Origin of the sequence: Haloarcula ordinaria, assembly GCF_029338275.1 — an archaeon.
GTDB lineage: Archaea > Halobacteriota > Halobacteria > Halobacteriales > Haloarculaceae > Haloarcula > Haloarcula ordinaria.
Genome location: NZ_CP119789.1, coordinates 410,573 through 429,425 on the forward strand (window position 1 = coordinate 410,573; position 18,853 = coordinate 429,425).

Here is an 18,853-nt window from a genome sequence, read left to right on the forward strand (position 1 = left end):
GCGCCCCGACCGAGGGGCTATCGAGTTCGAATTCAGCCACAGAGACGCGGGAGGAACCAGCTTCTGCGGTGTCCGTCTCTCGAGAAAAGCCGATTGCGACCGTCGCGACGCAGATTATTCGCTATCCCAAATATGTTTAAATATTCAAGATAGTAACTGAACACATGGCTACAGTTGCGACGCTCCTCGATGGAGACGAGCGGGGAGTCAGTCCAGTAATCTCCGTGATACTGATGGTCGCCATCACGGTGATTCTGTCGGCAGTGATCGCGTCCTTCGTGCTCGGCCTGGGTCAGGGCGCCGACGAGATTGCGCCACAGATCAGTTTCGACTGTGAGAGTGGCGTTCCCGTCGTGCAGGGAGGCGAGACGAACTTCGACGGCGTCGTAATCGATGCGAACGGGAACCAGTACGGCACGCTGAGCCCCGGCACTCCGCTCGCGCCCGGGCGAGTAACGTGGCAGAGTGCCGATGGCAGTCAGTCCGCCACGCTGTTCGAGGGGTGTGTAAGTTCATAATCGGTCCGGCCTCTGCCATCATCGGAGGACCGTGCCGTGTGTCGCATCCCAACGGCGCGCGGCGTCGTCAGAGCGAGTGGGCCCCTCTATCGGGGACGTGTCCGCAGGTGATGCCGTGTCGGAGTGGCGGAAGATACTATCGAGCCCATCGGCCGTGGGGGCAGGCTGTGGTCCCGCAGCACACTTAGCAGTGGCGAGCGTACCGACAGTCGATGGACGAGTCTCCTTCGGCACGGCCCCAGTCACGAATACACACCGCGCCGCGAACGGATATCTCGCAGGACCAGGGTCGGTTCCGGACCCACTTCAACTTCCCCGGCCGGGCCGTCCCCGGGCACGACGACCACGGATACGGCCCACTCGCGACCGTCGTCGAGTCGTTCATGGACCCGGGGACGCTCATCCGGATGCATCAGCACCGGAACGAAGAGATAATCTCGTGGGTCCCCGAGGACGTGATGCGCCACGACGACCGCCAAGGGAACGACCTGGTCACCGACAGCGGCCACCTGCTGGTGATGAACGCCGGCAGCGGGTTCTGGCACGCCGAGGAGACGCTGGCCGACGACCCGCCCCTGCGGATGCTCCAGATATTCGTCCGCCCGCACAGCCTCGATCTCGAGCCCGGCATCCAGCACGAGCCGATTCCCGACCCGGTTCCAAACGAGTGGCGTCACCTGTTCGGGGCGGAGGGCACCGACGCCCCGCTGTCGGTCCGTAACGAGGTCGACTGCTACGACTGCCGGCTCGAGGCCGGCGCCACGACCACGCTCCCCGCCAGGCAGGGCCGAGATACCTACTGTTACGTGTTCGAGGGCGAGGTAGAAATCGGCGGTGAGTCGGTCGGGTACACCGAGAGCGCACTCGTGACTGAGGCGACCGACGTCCCGGTGACCGGCGCCGAGGATTCGACACTCGTCGCCTTCGTCATCGACCCCGACGCGCCGGTCACGCGCCAGGGGACTATCGGTCGCTAACGAGCGAACTGCGTTAGGACGGGGGTTCGGTTTCATCGCGCACGGAGCGAAGGCTCTGCAATCATCCTCAGATGGCGGGTTCTGGCCGGGGTCACAGACCGCCAGCTGGTCCAGTCTGCGCGTACGCGGCACAGGCCCTCGTGAGTCCCGTTCGAAACGGACGCAGCTGGTACCCTGACCGACGCAGGATTGAGACGGTTCGAAAACAAGCCAAGGGCCGGATTTGAACCGGCGATGGGCGGCTCTGCAGGCCGCTGCGTTAGGCCAGACTCTGCCACCTTGGCGCACTCAGGAGTAGTCGAGTCGCTCGCTTAAGGCTAGCGAATTCGACTAGCCTTCGCCCTCCGATTGGCCCGGTTCGCCGACGCCCCCGACGGGGACGGCGTTGAGAATCGACGTCCGCACGTCTTCCACGGAGTCGAACTGTTCGTCCGGGATGCGGTCCAACACGTCGACGAGCGGTTCGTCACCGTCTGCGTACTGGAGTCGGACGTCCGCGAACGCCGTCCGAACGGTCGCCTTCGGGAGCGGGAACGTCTCCGACGCGACCAACGCGTCGAGTTCGTTCAGTTTGACCTCACGAGTCATGCACAGTGTCAGGTCGGGAGCGGCTTGGTTACCCGTCGCTTATCCGGTCCCGGCGCTGCCGCTCACTGCAGCCGCTGTGTACATACGAAAACCCCCACGCGGAGAGCCGGCGATGACTCTCTGCGTGGGGGAAGTAAGGTATGAGTGGTCGGCGGCGAACCGGATTTCCCAGAGGCTCGCGCACTCCAGTACTCGCCGGAACGCTGGTGGGCTTATCTTCCGTGTTCGGGATGGGTACGGGAGGCAACCCCACCGCTATGGCCGCCTTAACGCCGAGTCACGGAGTCGAACCGTGATGGGATACCGCTCTCGGTGGTCTTCTGTCACCGTCTGATACGTGCGATCCAGTTTGCGCCTGGACTCGTTCAGTTCAGTCGACGAGCAATTCGTCGGTGAATGCGAGTCACAGTGCGTATGATTGTGGCTTTGAGTTGTTAGTACTCGTGGGCTCAACACTTCGTTACCTCAGTGCGTACACCCCGAGTCTATCGACCGCGTCTTCTACGCGGACTCTCTGCGGTGTCTCTTTTCCAGGTGGGTTTCGAGCTTAGATGCGTTCAGCTCTTACCCCGTGTCGCGTGGCTACCCGGCACGTGCTCTCTCGAACAACCGGTACACCAGTGGCGACCAATCGTAGTTCCTCTCGTACTATACGATCGTTCCCGTCAGACACCATAACACACCCAGTAGATAGCAGCCGACCTGTCTCACGACGGTCTAAACCCAGCTCACGACCTCCTTTAATAGGCGAACAACCTCACCCTTGCCCGCTTCTGCACGGGCAGGATGGAGGGAACCGACATCGAGGTAGCAAGCCACTCGGTCGATATGTGCTCTTGCGAGTGACGACTCTGTTATCCCTAGGGTAGCTTTTCTGTCATCAATTGCCCGCATCAAGCAGGCTAATTGGTTCGCTAGACCACGCTTTCGCGTCAGCGATCCTCGTTGGGAAGATCACTGTCAAAGCTATCTTTTGCTCTTGCACTCTTCGCCGGGTCTCTGTCCCGGCTGAGATAGCCTTAGGGCGCGCTCGATATCTTTTCGAGCGCGTACCGCCCCAGTCAAACTGCCCGGCTACCGGTGTCCTCCTCCCGGAGTGAGAGTCGCAGTCACCGACGGGTAGTATTTCACTGATGGCTCGGTGGCCCGCTAGCGCGGGTACCTGTGTAATGCCTCCTACCTATGCTGCACATCGGCGACCACGTCTCAGCGACAGCCTGCAGTAAAGCTCCATAGGGTCTTCGCTTCCCCCTGGGTGTCTCCAGACTCCGCACTGGAATGTACAGTTCACCGGGCCCAACGTTGGGACAGTGAAGCTCTGGTTAATCCATTCATGCAAGCCGCTACTGATGCGGCAAGGTACTACGCTACCTTAAGAGGGTCATAGTTACCCCCGCCGTTGACAGGTCCTTCGTCCTCTTGTACGAGGTGTTCAGATACCTGCACTGGGCAGGATTCAGTGACCGTACGAGTCCTTGCGGATTTGCGGTCACCTATGTTGTTACTAGACAGTCCGAGCTTCCGAGTCACTGCGACCTGCTCATTTCCTGAGCAGGCATCCCTTATCGCGAACTTACGGGACTAACTTGCCGAATTCCCTAACGTCGGTTGCTCCCGACAGGCCTTAGCTTTCGCCGCTATGGACACCTGTGTCGGTTCTCGGTACGGACATCATACTCGTCTTTTCACGGGCCCCAGGTTGAACCACGTTTCCCTGTCTCGCCGTTCGTCCGCTTCGTGCCGTTATGGCTTCCACGGAGTTTGACGATTCGACCGGGCGAAGGCCCGGCGTGGTCGACCCCAGGGCGTCAACTTTCACTGTATGATGGCACGGGAATATTAACCCGTTTCCCATTTCGTCATCGTCGAGTTGCGGGATGACTTAGGACCGGCTAACCCCCAGCTGATCAGCAGTGCTGAGGAACCCTTATCCATTAGGCCGTCGGGGTTCTCACCCGACTATCGCTGCTACTATGGCCAGGATTTTCGTCACTCATCGGTCCACAGGAGCTCTCGCCCCTGCTTCCATCCAATGAGAGCGCCAATCTACTCGATTACCCTGTAACGGGTACGGAAAGGTCTCGGTGGTGGATTTGAGTCCCGATCATTTTGGGCGCCTCAAACCTCGGCCGGTAAGCTGTTACGCTTTTCTTAGAGGGTAGCTGCTTCTAGCTCACCTCCCGGCTGTCTAGGCTCGAGACCACCTTCAGAGGATTACACTTAATCCACACTTGGGGACCTTAACCTTTCTCTGGGTTGTTCCCCTCACGGTGCACAGGCTTACCCCGCACACCGGAATCCCCGCGTCAAACGGCGTTCGTAGGTTTGGAGTTTGACAGGTGTGCCGACTCCTCTCGGAGGCGGTCACACCAATCGGTCGCTCTACCCCACGAACTACCTCGGCGGAGGTCATGCTTCGACATGTTTCGATTGGAACCAGCTGTTGCCGGACTCGATGGGCCTTTCACCCCTACACATAGATCACGAGAGGGTATTGTAGGACACCAACTCTAACAGGCCTCCACGTGCCTTTCGGCACGCTTCACCTTGTCCATGCGTAGATCGTCCGGATTCGGGTCGTGTCCACGTGGCTCCCCGCCCTTGAAGACGGCGGCCCTCGGGCAAAGCCCTGCGGCCATGTCGGTTTCCCTATGCCTCCCCCGATGCTCGGGTTAGACTTGCCATGTAGACACACTCCCTGGCTCGTTTTTCAAAACGTACGATAGAACATCGGCTTCCCGTGAGTCTTACTGGACGCTCGCGCGTCGGTCATTCGTCAGGGGACCTTGTATGCCCTATCGCTCCATCGCCAACTGAGTTCAAGCTCTATTTCACCTCCCTTCTGAGGGTACTTTGCAGCGTTCGTTCACACTACTTGTGCACTATCGGTCTCGAGGAGTGTTTAGCCTTTGCAGTCGATGCCTGCAACATTCGCGAGGGATATCCAACCCCCGCTACTCTGGAACTACCGCACACTGTACTGATCTCGATTACGGGGTTGTCACCCTGTATCACGCTCTGTTCCAAGAGACTTCGTCGAGATGGTCGAGTGATGAGAGGTAGCCCTGACACCACATGTCCCGTGAGGGATTCGGTTTGGGCTGTATCGCGTTCACTCGCGGTTACTAACGATATCGCATTGCGCTTTCTTTTCCTTCCGATACTAAGATGTTTCAGTTCTCGGGGTTCCTCATTGCGCGAGGCAATTGCTGAGGAGATTCTCATTCGGAAATCCAAGGTTCTTCGCCTCCGTGCGGCTCCCCTTGGCTTATCGCAGCTTGGCACGTCCTTCATCAGCTCTCGAGCCGAGCTATCCACCAGCTGGCATAGTAGCCAACGTCGTTGTGACTCGCTAAACTGCACTGAACGAGTCCAGTGGACGCCTGGATCGCACGTACACACGGTTTCATACTCGCCCCCAAGGTGGGAGAGGTGGGCGAGTCGACCCTTCCCAATCGCGGTTTCACCCGGATTGGTGCATCAGTCGTCGTACCATGTCCGAACGCCGTCCCACACTTAAGGGGCGCGGTTCCGGGCTGGCACGTCGTATGGACCCACTGGGATTCGAACCCAGGGCCTCCGCCTTGCAAAGGCGGCGCTCTCCCGCTGAGCTATGGGCCCGGCAGATCCGCATTCGTTAGCCCTGATAGTTCTTAGGTGCTCGGTCGGCGACAGTCCTCGAATACCCATAGGTGGGTTGGGGCAGAGCCCCAATCCCGATCAGTAGGAGGTGATCCAGCCACAGATTCCTCTACGGCTACCTTGTTACGACTTAAGCCCCCTTGCGGAGCCCAGATTCGACCATCGCATGATGGCCTCATCCGGACCCCACTCGGGTGCTTTGACGGGCGGTGTGTGCAAGGAGCAGGGACGTATTCACCGCGCGCTTCTGACACGCGATTACTACCGAATCCAGCTTCATGCGGGCGAGTTTCAGCCCGCAATCCGAACTACGACTGCGTTTGGAGATTAGCTTCGCCTCTCGGCGTCGCATCCCACTGTCACAGCCATTGTAGCCCGCGTGTTGCCCGGCACATTCGGGGCATACTGACCTACCGTTGCCCGTTCCTTCCTCCGCTTTAACAGCGGCAGTCCTCCTAGTGTACCCAACTACCTCAAGGGTATTGCTGGCAACTAGAAGTGCGGGTCTCGCTCGTTGCCTGACTTAACAGGACGCCTCACGGTACGAGCTGACGGCGGCCATGCACCTCCTCTCAGTAGCGTCGAGTAAAGTCGTCAACCTGACTGTCATCACTACTGTCGGTGCCGGTGAGATGTCCGGCGTTGAGTCCAATTAAACCGCAGGCTCCTCCGGTTGTGGTGCTCCCCCGCCAATTCCTTTAAGTTTCATCCTTGCAGACGTACTTCCCAGGCGGCTCGCTTCTCGGCTTCCCTAGGGCGCAGCGCAGGCTCGTAGCCTGCGGCACACCGAGCGAGCATCGTTTACAGCTAGGACTACCCGGGTATCTAATCCGGTTCGAGACCCTAGCTTTCGTCCCTCACCGTCGGGTCCGTCTTCCTGAGGTGCTTTCGCCATTGGTGGTCCGTCCAGGATTACAGGATTTCACTCCTACCCCGGACGTACCCCTCAGGTCTTCCGGCCCCAAGCCAGACAGTTTCCGCTGGACGCCGACGTGTTGAGCACGTCGATTTCCCAACGGACTTGTCTGGCCGGCTACGGACGCTTTAGGCCCAATAATATCGGTCATCACTCGTGCTGCCGGTATTACCGCGGCGGCTGGCACCGGTCTTGCCCAGCACTTGTTCCTGTACCTCCCTACGGTACAGAAAAGCGAGGACTATATGCCCTCGCACTTGGAGTCCCCTTATCGCACTGTCGTGCAGTGTAAAGGTTTCGCGCCTGCTGCGCCCCGTAGGGCCCGGTATCTTGTCTCAGATACCGTCTCCAGGCTCTTGCTCTCACAACCTGTACCGATTATTGGCATGGTGGGCCGTTACCCCACCATCTACCTAATCGGCCGCAGCCACATCCTATGGCGCCAGGGCGTTTCCAGCTCTCGGCACTCCAGCGTGAGAGCTGTATCAGGGATTAGCCTCAGTTTCCCGAGGTTGTCCCTGTCCATAGGGTAGTTTGGCCACGTGTTACTGAGCTATACGCCGCGGGTCTAACCCGCGCGACTAGCATGGCTAAATCGGACTCCAATAGCAATGACCTCCGGCAGGATCAACCGGAATGGGTCCCGGCACAAGGCCGGGGGGTTAGGCGGGTCACACCCCACATGGGGGTGTGGTCGCTATCGAAGGGTGTTCGAGGACACTCGCCGACCGAGTGTCACCGAACTATCAGGGCTAACATCAGATCCCATCTTGACGGCGGACCGCAGGGGTGGAATCCTCATGTACTCCGGACCTGTTTGTTACCTCGAAGCCATCTTAAAGGCTTCGAGTCGCGTCGACGAGCCGACCTCGCCGCGGTCCGATTGTGGACGAGTTTCGATGGCCCCGTCCAGGCCTCGTTCGCGTTCATTCCGAGTGCCCTGTTACACTTAAGGGCATCGGAACGGGTTCGCGTCGAAACCGCCCGACGTGAACCACCTTCGCGTTTGCACCCGAACGCCCTGTTACACTTAAGGGCAACGGATGTCGTCCGGCCTGGCGGGGGGCGTCGCCCCGCGCCACGTTCGCATTTGATTCCGATGGCAGTGCCACACTTAACCCCGTCGAACCGAACCGCCCTCGGCACGCGATTACACGGGGGAGAGAGTCTCACACTGGCACTGCTGGACTGCTCCATCGATGCCCCTCGATAAGCTGCGGCTGGTACCCCTGGACGCCCGCGCCGCTCACGGGGCCCCTGAGCTGTCACGGTCGACCGGGCCGCAGAACTGCCGAGGACGATAACAATAGGACGTTTCGCGTCGCGCGTGCGTGAGAGGGCAGACTGAGAGACTGAGCGCGGAGCGTTGCTGAACACGGCGAGAGTCACAACGACTCACTGCCAGGACGGCACAGCCGCTCACGGGGACGGGTCGACAGAAGTGGCGGTCGGGTCGGCGTGTCTAGATGTCGTCGAGGTGTTCGACCCCCTGTTTCGAGACGTTGCCCTTGGTGATGTCACCGGGCATCCAGTCGGGCTTGTCGGCGGGAGCCTCCTCGACCCAGGCCCACGCCTCGTAGATGTGGACCTTGTGTGTCCCCTTCTCTCTGAGTCTGATCTCCTGGCGCTCGGCCTCTGCCTCGCTGCCGGCTGGGTCGAGTCGACGGGCCGCCTTCAAGGCAGCCTGTCGGGGTGTCCCCCCGGAGAAGACGCTCGATTCGGTTCCATCCTCACGGAGCGCAAAGTTGCGCTTATCACTGTCACGTGCCATGGTTTTCACCGCTCCATGTCAACTCAGCACATGACCGACCATAAATATACCCCCGGATTCGCCGGACTTGCTGCGGTACTGTTATATATTAGAAGCCGACAGGAACGATTCCGACGGCGACGTGGCTCGTCCCGTCGTGGAGGCAAGGACAACGAAGCAAGCGGGCGCATCCGACGTCGAGCGACGGCGGGACGACAGGCACGGTAGACTTAAGTGTATCCTGCGGCGAAGCACCGAGTAGGATAGCTCGATGGTGCGAAAAAAGAAGCTCAGCCCGAGTGGCGCCAAAGACGAAGACGGCGAGTACCACAACGTACACATCAACATCCACGAAGACGAACTCGCAGTCGCCGGCATGGAGATCGGCGACGAAGTGTTCGTCCGGGTGCGTGACAACAAGATCATCATACAGAAAGCCGACCCCGACGAGGTCGAGCACGACTTCTAAAGCGGTGTTCTAGTTCCGAATGACCTGACGACGATTCCCCCATGAGACCCTACGATATCGCCAGACCGCTGCTCTTCTCGCTACCGGCGGAGACGGCCAACAGCGGCGTCCACAGCCTGCTCGAGGCCGTCGACGGGACGCCGCTGGCCGACGTGCTGGCGAGTCGCTACACGGTGACCGACGACCGCCTCACGGTCGATGCCTTCGGCCAGTCGTTCGACAATCCCGTCGGCGTCGCCGCCGGGTTCGACAAGAACGCGACCATCCCGGCGGTGCTCGCCTCGCTCGGCTTTGGCTTCGCCGAGGTCGGCGGCGTGACCGCGGTGCCCCAGTCGGGCAACGCCCGTCCGCGGATGTTCCGCCTGCGCGAGGACGAGGCCATCATCAACCGGATGGGGCTGAACAACGACGGCGCGGACGTCGTCGGCGAGCGCCTCGCGAACACCGACGCCCCGTTCCCCGTCGGCGTCAACATCGCCAAGAGCGAACACGTCGGCACCGACGAGGCCCCCGAGGACTACCGCTACACGTACGAGCAGGTCGCCGAGGGCGGCGACTTCTTCGTCGTCAACGTCTCCTGTCCCAACTCCCAGGGCTTCGAGGAACTCCAGAACCGCGACGCGATGGCGGCCATCTTCAGCGAACTGCAGGACGCCGGCGCGGCCCCGCTGCTGGTGAAGCTCTCGCCGGACCTTCCGGAGCCGGCCGCCGAGGACGCGCTCGACATCGTGCGGGAACTCGACCTCGACGGCGTCGTCGCGACCAACACCACGATGGATCGCCCGGCCAGCCTCCGCTCGCCGAACCGAGTCGAGCAGGGTGGCCTCTCCGGGAAACCCATCGAAGGGCAGGCGACCAGCATGGTCCGCTTCGTCGCCGAGCGCGTCGACGTCCCGGTCGTCGGCGTCGGTGGCATCTCGACGGCCGAGGGCGCCTACCGGAAGATTCGCGCCGGCGCGTCGCTCGTCCAGCTGTACACCGGGCTCGTCTATCGCGGCCCCAGCATCGCCCGGGAGATCAACGAGGGGCTGCTGGACCTGCTCGAAGAGGACGGGTTCGACTCCATCGAAGCCGCCGTCGGCGCGGACCTGTAACGCAGCCAACGTTGAAGTTGCCGGTCGATGAACCGCCTTCATGGCCGACGCGCCCCGACAGGTACACATCGCATCGTGGGACGACCGGTTTCTCGCCTGGATAATCGACGTCATCCTGGTCGGGGCCGTCCTCGCTGGACTCGGTGAAGCCGCCGGCGTCTTCGCACTCCTGACGGGCAGCCTCTCGCTGTCGACGCCGTTCGCCGGACTGAACGGTCTGGCACTCTTCGTCTACTGGACAGCGCTCGAAGGCTCCCAGGGCCAATCGGCCGGCAAGATGGTCATGAACATCGCCGTGACCGACGAGCGCGGCGACCCGATAGACTACACGACGGCGGCAATCGAGAGCTTCGGGAAGGCATTCTTGCTCCCGCTGGACATACTCATCGGCTGGCTCGCCTACGAAGCGGAGGGACTCCGGCTGTTCAACAAGCTCTCCTCGACCATCGTCGTCGAGACGGACGCGGACGACGACAGTCAGCCCGAGGACGTCGAGTACGTGTACCCGAGCGAGCGGTAGTCGGAAACGGTCGTACAGACCCCCAGGGCCCCACCTACGACAGCGCGGCCAGCCGGAACTCGAACGCGGCGACCGGCAGTTCCAGGTCGTGTTCCACGAGCACGCGCGGGTGAATCTCGCCGACGACACCCACGGACTCGCCGTCGAGGACGACCTCGGCGGCACGCCCGTCGATGAACGACGGGTGGGTGGTCGGCGGGGTCGCCAGGTCCTTGTCGAAGGCTTCGGCGAGCGCCTGCAGCCGGGCCTTCGCGTCCTCGTAGGAGGCGTCGGTCCGCGCGAGTACCCCCGCAACGGTCCGGTGTTCTTCGGTCCCCGTGTTCTCCGAGTCGTCGAGCCCCGCTGCGAGCCCGATTTCGGCCAGGTCCTGTGGGTAGCGCCGGTGGGTGTTGTTCTCCAGGACCATCATGAGCGAGGGGAGCGCCCACGTCCGGAGGATGGTGTAGTCCTCGCTGTAGGGCTCCTGGATGGTGACGGGGGCGGCGGCGCCGACGATATCGGCGGCGTTGTCGGCCGTCTCAGGGACCGACAGCCCCATCCGCTCGAAGTTCTCCACCTCGTTGGTCATGTGGAAGTTCAGCAGGTCCTCGAAGCCCAGGCCCACGAGCGAGTCGCGGGCGGCGTCCTCCAGGCGCGAGCGCTCGTGGCGGCCGCCGACCGTCGAGACGTCGGGGTAGGTCGGTTCGAGCGTGTTGAACCCGAGCGCGCGGCCGATGTCGTCGACGAGGTCCAGCGGGTGGATGACGTCGACGCGATAGGGCGGAATCGCTGTCTCGAAGGCGACGTCGCCGGCGTCGGTCTCGACCTGTTCGGCATCGAGGCCGGCGCGCTCGGCGTAGTCGATTACCTGCTCGGGGTCGAGGTCGACACCGATGATGGACTCGATGCGGTCGAGGGTCACGGTTTTCGAGCGCACCGAGAGGTCGGGCCGCTCGAGCGTCCGGCCAGCGTTCTCACCGGGGGCGTCCTCGGCGTACTCGACCTCGACGCGCTCGACCTGACCGCCACGCGCCGCCAGCGCGTAGCAGACGATGTTGCACATGTGGTCGATGGTCCACTGGTCGGTCCCGGTCATCTCGATGAAGAGGTCCCGGGAGTCCTCGCTGACCTCGGTCCGGCGGCCGTTGATGACCGGCGGGAACGAGAACAGGCCGATGGAGTCGTAGATGGCGGGCACGCGCTCGAAGTCGGCGACGAGGTCACCGTATTTCTGCCCAGTGTCGTGGTCGGCGATGACCTCGGCCGGCGTCATCTCCGAATCCGAATCGAGGGGGACGAACGTCTCCCCGTCGGGGTCGACGCCGGTGTACCGGATCGACTTCCCGGAGCCCTCGACAGCGGCCTCACCCTTCAGCATCGTCAGGTCGTGGACGCCGATGGCGCCCTTCGCACGCTTGCGCCCCATCGTGGCGTGCAGTTTCTCCTGGAGTTGAATCAGCGACTCGAGCGCGTTCTCGCTCATGTCCAGACCGCGAACGATGGCGCCGGTGATGTACGGTCGCTCTTCTGGCTGGTCTTCGACCTCGATGGTCCACTCGGCGGTGTTCGTGTTCGGGACGTACACCCCGCGGTCGTCGCCGTAGTGGTAGCGCAGCGACCGGGCGACCCCCTCGACGGAGAGGCGGTCCAGGCGGTCGGGCGCGAACTCCAGCTGGAACTCCTCGTCGTCGGTCCAGCCCTCGAACTCCAGCCCGAGGTCGAAGAGGTCCGACTTGAGCTGGTCGTCGTCCTTCTCGTCGTGTCCGGTCAGATACCGCAGTTCGTCAGGGTCGACGTCGACGACGGGCATCAGTGCATCACCTCCGTCTCCCGCAGGAGGTCAAGGTCACACAGCGTCCCGTGGACGTCGCGGATGTCCTCGAAGCCATACATCAACATGAGCAACCGTTCCAGCGAGAGGCCCCACGCCATCACGTCGCAGTCGACGCCCAGCGGCTCTAAGACCTCGTCGCGGAAGATGCCGGAGTTGCCGACCTCCACGATGTCGCCGGTCTCGGGATGGGTGCCGAACAGCTCGAAACTCGGCTCCGTGTAGGGGTTGTAGTGGGGCTTGAACTCCAGGTCGGTGATGCCGAACTGCTCGTAGAACTCGGTGAACGTCCCCATCAGGTCGCGTACGGAGAGGTCCTCGGCCATCACCCAGCCCTCTATCTGGAAGAACTCCAGGAGATGGGTCGGGTCGAGCGTGTCGTTGCGGTACACCTTCTCGACGGAGAAGAACCGCTCGGGCGGTTCGAGTTCGCCGACCTCGTGGCCCGAGAGGTAGCGCATCGATAGCGAGGTCGTGTGCCCGCGCAGGTCCAGGCCGCGAGCGACCTCCGCTTCCCACGGCGAGTGGTACCCCTCGCCGTCGGGGCCGACGCCTTCCAGGTGGGCCGACTTGACCCGCTCGACGAGGTCCTCGGGGAGCTCTTTGATTTCGTCCGGTCGCTCCAGGGCGAACTGGTCCCAGTGGGTTCGAGCCGGGTGGTCCTGGGGCATGAACAGGCAGTCGTTGATCCAGAACTGCGCGTCGACGTGGGGGCCCTGCATCTCCTGGAAGCCCATGCCGACGAGCGTGTCCTTGACCCGGTTGGCGGTCTGGCGCAGGATGTGCTCCTTGCCGTGGGAGGCCGGTTCGGCGTCGGCCTCGACGTTGTACTCGGTGAACTCGACGTCGTCCCACTCGCCGCTGGTCAGCAGTTCCGGCGTCACCTGGTCGACGGTCTCGGCGACCTCGATGCCGGCCATCAGCTGGGTGACGCCGTCGTCGGTCAGCACGACCGAGCGGACCGTCTCCTCTGTGACCGCGACGAGACCGCGGCGTTCCAGTTGCGAGAGTGCGTCGTCGTCGGCGTCCTCGACGCGGCCGTCGGCGACAGCCTCGAGGGCTGCCATCTCCGGGTCCGCACCGGTATCCGCGTCAGGGTCGGCGGTTATCTCGCCGCTGTCGATCTGGCCGTAGCCCTTCCGGGCGTAGTTCGAGAGCGCGATGTCGACGGCCCCGCCTTCGAGGCCCGATGCACCGATGACCTGCCCCATCGACACCGGTTCATCGCCGGCCCCGGCGTCCATCGCCGCGGCGTAGAGGTCCTGTTCGGGCAGGCTCTCGCGGACGTAGGTCTCGCCCTCCTCGGTCAGTTCGTAGTGCTCGACGGTCTCCTCGGTGACCTCGAGCAGGCCGTCGGCTTCCAGTTCGAACGCTGCGCGGGTGGCCGCCTCGGGCTTGAGGTCCGCCGCCGCGGCCACGTCGTCGATTCGTCGCTCCTCCTGTGCGTCGGCGGCCTCGAGGACGGCCACCTGTGCCTGTGGTCGTTTCATAGCGTGTGTCGGTCGTTGTGAACATCACTGCGGGTCGCTCAGTTAACGGTTCTCACTTCCTGCCGAGGGGTTTCATCCGGGCCAGGGCGGTCTCCCCGGCCCGGAATCCACCACCCATCAGGCGGCGAAGAAGAAGCCGAACCCCGGACTGTGTGGTGACTGGCGCGCGACACCGGCACGGTGGGATTCGGATGCCATGTGCAGAGGGTCGTGACGGCTCGCAAAAAGCGTTGTGACGCCGGCTAGCAACCGTACCGTGACGAACGGGAAGTTTATTTCGGGGCCGAAAATCGAAACTCGCCAGAAAGCCCCGGAGCGTTCGGGCCGAAGGGGGAGTCGCTGGGCGGGCCACTATCCGAGCGAACGGAGTGAGCGAGGATATCCCGGCCAGCGGCCCCGAGCGCCCGGGGGCTTTCAAGCGGTTCGCGGTCACAGCAGTGGAGAAGAGAAGACGAACAACAGCAACTGCTAGTCGCGTCGTCGGTCCGACTCGAGTTCGATGTCGAGTTCGTCCAGTTTGTCTTCCCACTCGGCGCGTTTCTCCTGGTGCTCCTCGAGGAACGCAGCCATCAGTTCGGCGGCCTGCTCCTTGCAGCCGCCACAGAGGCGCTCACCGCCGACACACTCCTCGTATACCTCGGTGGCGAACTCGTCGTCGTCGCCCGACAGCAGGTACGCGTACAGTTCGTAGACGGGACACTCATCTGCCTTCCCGCCCTTCTCGCGCTGTTCTTCGGCGGTGGAGCGGCCGCCCGTCGTCGCGGACTTGACCTTGTCGTAGCCGTCCTCGGGGTCGTCGAGCAGCGAGATGTGCGAGGCCGGAATCGAGGAGGACATCTTCCCGCCGGTGAGGCCGGTCATGAACCGGTGGTAGATAGAGGACGGCGGGAGGAAGCCGTAGCCGCCGTTGTCGAGTTCGACCTGGCGGGCCAGTTCCTCAGCTGCCTCCTGGTCTAAGTCGAAGGCGTCGACGTGTTCGTCGTAGACACGCTTGTCGCCGTCGACGGCTTGGATGAGCGCATCGAAGGCCTCCTCGGTCGCGCGGCGGTCGAAGATGCGAGTCCGCGGGCGGATGGGCTCTCGGCCGGCGTTCTCGAGTTTCTCGATGGCGGACTCGCGAGCCTCGGAGGGGTCGGGTCTCGTCCTGCGGAGCCAGCCGGCCGCCTCGACACAGCGGGGCCGGTCGGGATTGTCGGCGTAGTCGGTGCGGGCGTTGTACGCCTGCCGAAGCAGCGGTCGCTCGGTGGCCGTGGCCTCGAAACTCGCGTAGGCCTCGGTGACGCCGAAGAAGCGCATCCGTGCCGCGAGGTCGCGGACCAATCGCATGTGGGGGTCCTGGTCGGGGCCGACCGGGATGACCGTGGGTTTCGGCTCGTCGAGCTGCGGGTAGAGGATGTCGGCCATCTGGGTGACGACCGACTGCATGTGTGAGACGTCCGTCTCGCCGTCGAAGTCGTAGATGGCCTGCAGCTCCGAGAAGTTGGCCTCGACGCCGAGTTCGAAGGCGAGGTCCTGCACCTCGCGATTGGTCGACTGGCGGTACAGTTCGCCCGCTTCGGGGTCGAACCCGAGCGCCAGCAGCGAGAGGACGTAACTCCGGGTGTGTTCGTCGATCTCCGCCCACGAGAGGTCGCGTGCAGCGTGGGCCTCCAAGTCGGCGATGAGGCCGTAGGCGTCCCCACCCTGCTGCTGGTGCCAGATTATCTCGTCGAACACCATCTTGTGGCCGATGTGGGGGTCGCCGGTGGGCATGAACCCCGAGAGCGCGGCGAAGTCGTCGCCGGCGCGCATCGCGCTGGCGACCCGGTCGTAGTCGCGGTGACCGAAGATGACGCTCCGGCGCATCAGGTAGTGGGGGTTCGGCACGCCGGGGAGGATGTCGTCGAACACGTCGATGCCGAACTGGTCGAACAGTTTGCGGTAGTCGGCGACCGTCGAGGAGCCCCAGGGGTCCAGTGCCACGTCGTCGGCGCCGGCGGCACCGCCATCGGAACGCAGTTCCGACGAGGCACGCCTCGCCTCGCTCGGTTCACCGCCGTCGGAGCGGAGCGTCGCATCGGACTCACGCCACGCGTCCCCCGACTGGCGGCGGTCCTCGTCGGGCGATGCGTCGTCGTGGGGCGCGTCGTGGTCGGTCATGGTGTCAGTCGGCTCACGGCGAGCCAGTGTACCTCCTCATTGGCCCCGGTCAGCGCAAAAACCATTCGCTTCCGTACGCCGTGGGCCAGCCGCACGTCCAGCGCGAGGTCGCGGGGTTCGAAGGCGTGGTCAGCCGGGAGCACCCGGACCAGCAGTTCGGAGTGCCCCAGGTTGTCGACGTCCTCGACGTCGGCGTAGGTCCGGAAGTCCGCGCCGAACTTGAAGCCGGTCTTGGGCGCGACGCCGGCCTCGCGGAGCGTCGAGTAGACGGCCAGCCGGCGGTCGAACCGGTCGCCCTCGACGTCGCGGCCCCGCTCGACGACAGCCTCGGCACCGCCCTCGACGGTGAGCATCCCCTCGCGAGCGAGATAGGCGGCCTCCACGAGCGACAGCTGGACGGCGTCGTCGAGCAACTGGCCGTAGAACGCCTGCTCGTAGAGTGCCGACGGCGGGTCCCAGCACAGCACCCGCTCGGCCAGCAGTTCGCCCTCGGTCGCGGGGACGGTGCCGTCGCTGGTCCCCGAGACGTCGGGTCGCTCGGTCGCCAGATAGGTTATCTCGCTCTCCTCGTCGACGACGGCGAGCACGCAGTCGCCGAGGCTGGCCGCCGGCACGGTGTCCCGTTCGCCGACCACCCGGATGCGGTAGGCGACGGCGTCGTCCCACGGCCCGTTGCCCCGGGGGTAGACCACGAAGTCGGCACCCTCGGGGTTCTCGACCCAGCCCTCGCGTGCGGGCGAGAGGTAGAACCCCCGGTCCCGGAGGTCCTTGTAGACGAGGAAGGCGACCTCGGAGACGGCCCGCGAGGTGAGCAGCGTCCGGAAGTCCATCCCGTCGACGCACTCGATGTCGCCACGGTACAGCAGGTGGGCGGCCTCGACGGGCGCGAGGTCGAGGTCGCCGTTCCGGACCCGGCCGTAGCCACGCGAGTCGTAGAACTGCTCGCGGGCGCGGGGGCCGGCCCGGACCACGTCGCCGTCGAGCGTGAGGTCCATAGCGGGGACTGTCGGGGGGAGGACAAAGCCCCTGCGGGTCGCGTGCGCCAGTCGGCGAGGAGGCTACCCTGTCCGGTCGCACGTGCTATCGAGACAGCGCCGCCCGCCGGCCGTCTCGAACACCGGCAGGCCGCAGTCGCAGTCGTCGACGACCAGGCCCGACGGCACCGAGAACGCCGTGTCGCAGTCCGGGTAGGTATCACAGCCCGCCAGCAGGCCGCCCCGGCGGATGATGCGCAGGTCGCCCTCACAGTCGGGACAGTCCCACTCGCGGTCGAAGGCGGCGTTCACCCGGTCGTCGAGCGAGTCACAGCCCCGGTCGAGACACACCTCGAAGGCCGCGCCGCGTTCGACGCGCATCGTCGGGAGGCCGCAGTCGTCACACCGACCGCCGGTGACGGTGGCGTCCGTCGGCAGGCCGTACGAGGCGTCGCAGGCGGTACAGTCGACGTCGCCCCGCGTCCGGACGAGGGTCCCCGGACAGTGCGGACAGTCGGCCACGGGGACGCCGGCGTTCGACGCCGGGAAGCGAGCGCTTCCGTGTTCCTCGTGGGCGACCACTCGCAGGAGTTCCTCCCCGTCCCGGGCGGTGACGACGCCGTCCTCGACGGCGACGCTCTCGGCGCGAGTGAGCCACGCTACGGGCTGGTACCCCTCGGCGTCGTGGACGAGGACGGTGTTGTCGGGCTTGACGACGACGAGGACGTCGCCGCGCTGTTCGCGCTCTCGCGAGCCTTCGAAGACGGTCGTACACTGGCCGGCCATCACGCGCGTTCCGTCGTGCATGGGCCGGCCTGGTCCCGGATTCGGATATAAACCCTCGGGCGTGTCGAGGGGCGTCGCTGAGCAGGAGACACCGAACGCGACTCGGTGCCCAGGGCCCAAAAACCCAAATCGGTCGAGCGTGTGAGAGGGAGTAATGAGCCCTCCGCAGGCCATCTGTTTCGACATGGACGGCGTCCTGGTGCAGTCCGAAGACTACTGGGTCGAGAAACAGCGCGGGCACATCCTGCCGACGGCGGCGCCGAACGACGACATCCCCCTGTCGGCCACCACCGGGCGGAGTTACAAGGAGGTGTATCCGGAGCTGGCCGAGGAGTACGAGATGGCGGTCTCTCGCGAGGAGTACGAGGCGATGTTCGAGAGGGCCGGTCGCGAGATATACCGCGAGCACGCGACGGTGCTCGACGGCGTCCACGACCTGCTCGCGGACCTCCGGTCGGCGGGCGTCTCGCTGGCACTCACCACCTCCTCGCCGTGGGAGTGGATCGACGTCGTCGACGAGCGGTTCGGCTTGCTTGAACACTTCGACGCGGTCGTCAGCGCCGACGACATCGAGGGGCCGGGCAAACCCGCACCGGGTATCTACGAGCGTGGCGCGGCCGAACTGGGCGTCGACCCCAGCGAGGGGTGGGCCGTCGAAGACTCGACTGCAGGGGCACAGGCGGCCGTTGCTGCGGGCCTGACCACCGTCGGGTTCCGGGGCGACGGGGACGAGACGGACCTCTCCGTGGCCGACTACGTCGTCGCCGGCGAGCCCGAGCTCAGGGCGTTGCTGTTCGATACGGAGGGGAGTCAACACCGGTCGGCGTAGCCTCGGCCGAGCAGGAGGCCGCCGACGTTGAGGACGACGACACCGAGCAGGAGGACGAGCGACTGGCTGTCCAGTTCGCCAAAGAGGAACAGCGGGTACGCCAGCGGGGCGACGACGCCGGTCCAGAACGCCGCGCCCTGGAGCGGGCCACGTGTCACTGCCGTGGCCAGCGAGCGAACGCCGGTGAGCGAGTCGAGCAACGAGCCGAGCGGAGCGGGGCGTGACATGGTCCGTCTCGTCCGACCACAGTCCCGAGACACCCGTATAACTGAGAGATGCTCCCGGACCGTTCAGAGCGTTCAGCGGTCGAATCGGCCGCCAAAACGGACCGGGCTGGCCGGTTCGTCTCGC

14 protein-coding genes, 2 tRNA genes and 3 rRNA genes are annotated in these 18,853 nt (G+C 64.1%); 6 read left to right on the plus strand and 13 right to left on the minus strand.

What is annotated here, in order from left to right:
* Positions 1 to 164 precede the first annotated feature (164 nt).
* The gene (locus P1L41_RS18565; RefSeq protein ID WP_276297241.1) at positions 165 to 518 is read left to right on the plus strand and encodes a type IV pilin N-terminal domain-containing protein; all 354 of its coding nucleotides are present in this window, start codon (positions 165 to 167) and stop codon (positions 516 to 518) included.
* A 212-nt stretch (positions 519 to 730) separates the two neighbouring features.
* Positions 731 to 1,495, plus strand: coding sequence for a pirin family protein (locus P1L41_RS02165; protein ID WP_276297242.1), 765 nt, complete (start codon positions 731 to 733; stop codon positions 1,493 to 1,495).
* Between the two features lie 208 nt (positions 1,496 to 1,703).
* Here the strand turns inward: P1L41_RS02165 and P1L41_RS02170 are convergent.
* The 7 genes from P1L41_RS02170 to P1L41_RS02200 form a co-directional block, all read right to left on the minus strand.
* Positions 1,704 to 1,779 (minus strand) — tRNA-Cys (locus P1L41_RS02170).
* 46 nt (positions 1,780 to 1,825) lie between these two features.
* Positions 1,826 to 2,083: a DUF2795 domain-containing protein gene (locus P1L41_RS02175; RefSeq protein ID WP_276297243.1), complete on the minus strand. Its 258-nt coding sequence runs from the start codon at positions 2,081 to 2,083 to the stop codon at positions 1,826 to 1,828.
* Positions 2,084 to 2,229: 146 nt separating this feature from the next.
* Positions 2,230 to 2,352: ribosomal RNA gene (gene rrf, locus P1L41_RS02180) — 5S ribosomal RNA — on the minus strand.
* A 146-nt stretch (positions 2,353 to 2,498) separates the two neighbouring features.
* Positions 2,499 to 5,425, minus strand: a 23S ribosomal RNA gene (locus P1L41_RS02185).
* A gap of 207 nt (positions 5,426 to 5,632) precedes the next feature.
* Positions 5,633 to 5,704, minus strand: a tRNA-Ala gene (locus P1L41_RS02190).
* A gap of 104 nt (positions 5,705 to 5,808) precedes the next feature.
* A 16S ribosomal RNA gene (locus P1L41_RS02195) occupies positions 5,809 to 7,279 on the minus strand.
* Together the 16S, 23S and 5S rRNA genes with 1 tRNA gene alongside form the textbook arrangement of a ribosomal RNA operon.
* Positions 7,280 to 8,103: 824 nt before the next feature.
* Positions 8,104 to 8,412, minus strand: coding sequence for a non-histone chromosomal MC1 family protein (locus P1L41_RS02200; RefSeq protein ID WP_276297244.1), 309 nt, complete (start codon positions 8,410 to 8,412; stop codon positions 8,104 to 8,106).
* Between the two features lie 250 nt (positions 8,413 to 8,662).
* On the opposite strand from P1L41_RS02200, the gene P1L41_RS02205 reads away from it, so the two are divergent.
* Genes P1L41_RS02205 through P1L41_RS02215 form a run of 3 tightly spaced genes read left to right on the plus strand, consistent with a single transcriptional unit; the run spans position 8,663 to position 10,474 of the window.
* Complete coding sequence (locus P1L41_RS02205; protein ID WP_135303304.1) at positions 8,663 to 8,860, plus strand: hypothetical protein; 198 nt, start codon at positions 8,663 to 8,665, stop codon at positions 8,858 to 8,860.
* Positions 8,861 to 8,901: 41 nt separating this feature from the next.
* Positions 8,902 to 9,954 (plus strand): quinone-dependent dihydroorotate dehydrogenase, encoded by a 1,053-nt coding sequence (locus tag P1L41_RS02210; RefSeq protein ID WP_276297245.1) that lies wholly within the window; start codon positions 8,902 to 8,904, stop codon positions 9,952 to 9,954.
* Between the two features lie 40 nt (positions 9,955 to 9,994).
* Positions 9,995 to 10,474 carry an RDD family protein gene (locus P1L41_RS02215; protein WP_276297246.1) on the plus strand — a complete coding sequence of 160 codons (480 nt, stop codon included), beginning with the start codon at positions 9,995 to 9,997 and terminating at the stop codon, positions 10,472 to 10,474.
* Positions 10,475 to 10,508: 34 nt separating this feature from the next.
* On the opposite strand, the gene pheT is transcribed toward P1L41_RS02215, so the two are convergent.
* The 5 genes from pheT to P1L41_RS02240 form a co-directional block, all read right to left on the minus strand.
* The gene (gene pheT, locus P1L41_RS02220) at positions 10,509 to 12,263 is read right to left on the minus strand and encodes a phenylalanine--tRNA ligase subunit beta (RefSeq protein ID WP_276297247.1); all 1,755 of its coding nucleotides are present in this window, start codon (positions 12,261 to 12,263) and stop codon (positions 10,509 to 10,511) included.
* A complete protein-coding gene (gene pheS, locus P1L41_RS02225) occupies positions 12,263 to 13,774 on the minus strand; it encodes a phenylalanine--tRNA ligase subunit alpha (protein WP_276297248.1) in 1,512 nt (503 codons plus the stop codon). The genes pheT and pheS overlap by 1 nt, the downstream gene beginning before the upstream one ends.
* Before the next feature lie 468 nt (positions 13,775 to 14,242).
* Positions 14,243 to 15,913, minus strand: a complete 1,671-nt coding sequence (locus P1L41_RS02230; protein WP_276297249.1) for a tryptophan--tRNA ligase — start codon at positions 15,911 to 15,913, stop codon at positions 14,243 to 14,245.
* Positions 15,910 to 16,908 carry a tRNA-intron lyase gene (endA, locus tag P1L41_RS02235; protein WP_276297250.1) on the minus strand — a complete coding sequence of 333 codons (999 nt, stop codon included), beginning with the start codon at positions 16,906 to 16,908 and terminating at the stop codon, positions 15,910 to 15,912. The genes P1L41_RS02230 and endA overlap by 4 nt, the downstream gene beginning before the upstream one ends.
* 63 nt (positions 16,909 to 16,971) lie before the next feature.
* A complete protein-coding gene (locus P1L41_RS02240) occupies positions 16,972 to 17,694 on the minus strand; it encodes a PDDEXK family nuclease (RefSeq protein WP_276297251.1) in 723 nt (240 codons plus the stop codon).
* Between the two features lie 133 nt (positions 17,695 to 17,827).
* Here P1L41_RS02240 and P1L41_RS02245 point away from each other — a divergent pair, with 133 nt between their 5' ends.
* Positions 17,828 to 18,502 carry an HAD family hydrolase gene (locus P1L41_RS02245; RefSeq protein WP_276297252.1) on the plus strand — a complete coding sequence of 225 codons (675 nt, stop codon included), beginning with the start codon at positions 17,828 to 17,830 and terminating at the stop codon, positions 18,500 to 18,502.
* Here the strand turns inward: P1L41_RS02245 and P1L41_RS02250 are convergent.
* A complete protein-coding gene (locus P1L41_RS02250) occupies positions 18,484 to 18,729 on the minus strand; it encodes a DUF8028 family protein (RefSeq protein ID WP_276297253.1) in 246 nt (81 codons plus the stop codon). The genes P1L41_RS02245 and P1L41_RS02250 overlap by 19 nt on opposite strands.
* Between the last annotated feature and the right edge of the window lie 124 nt (positions 18,730 to 18,853).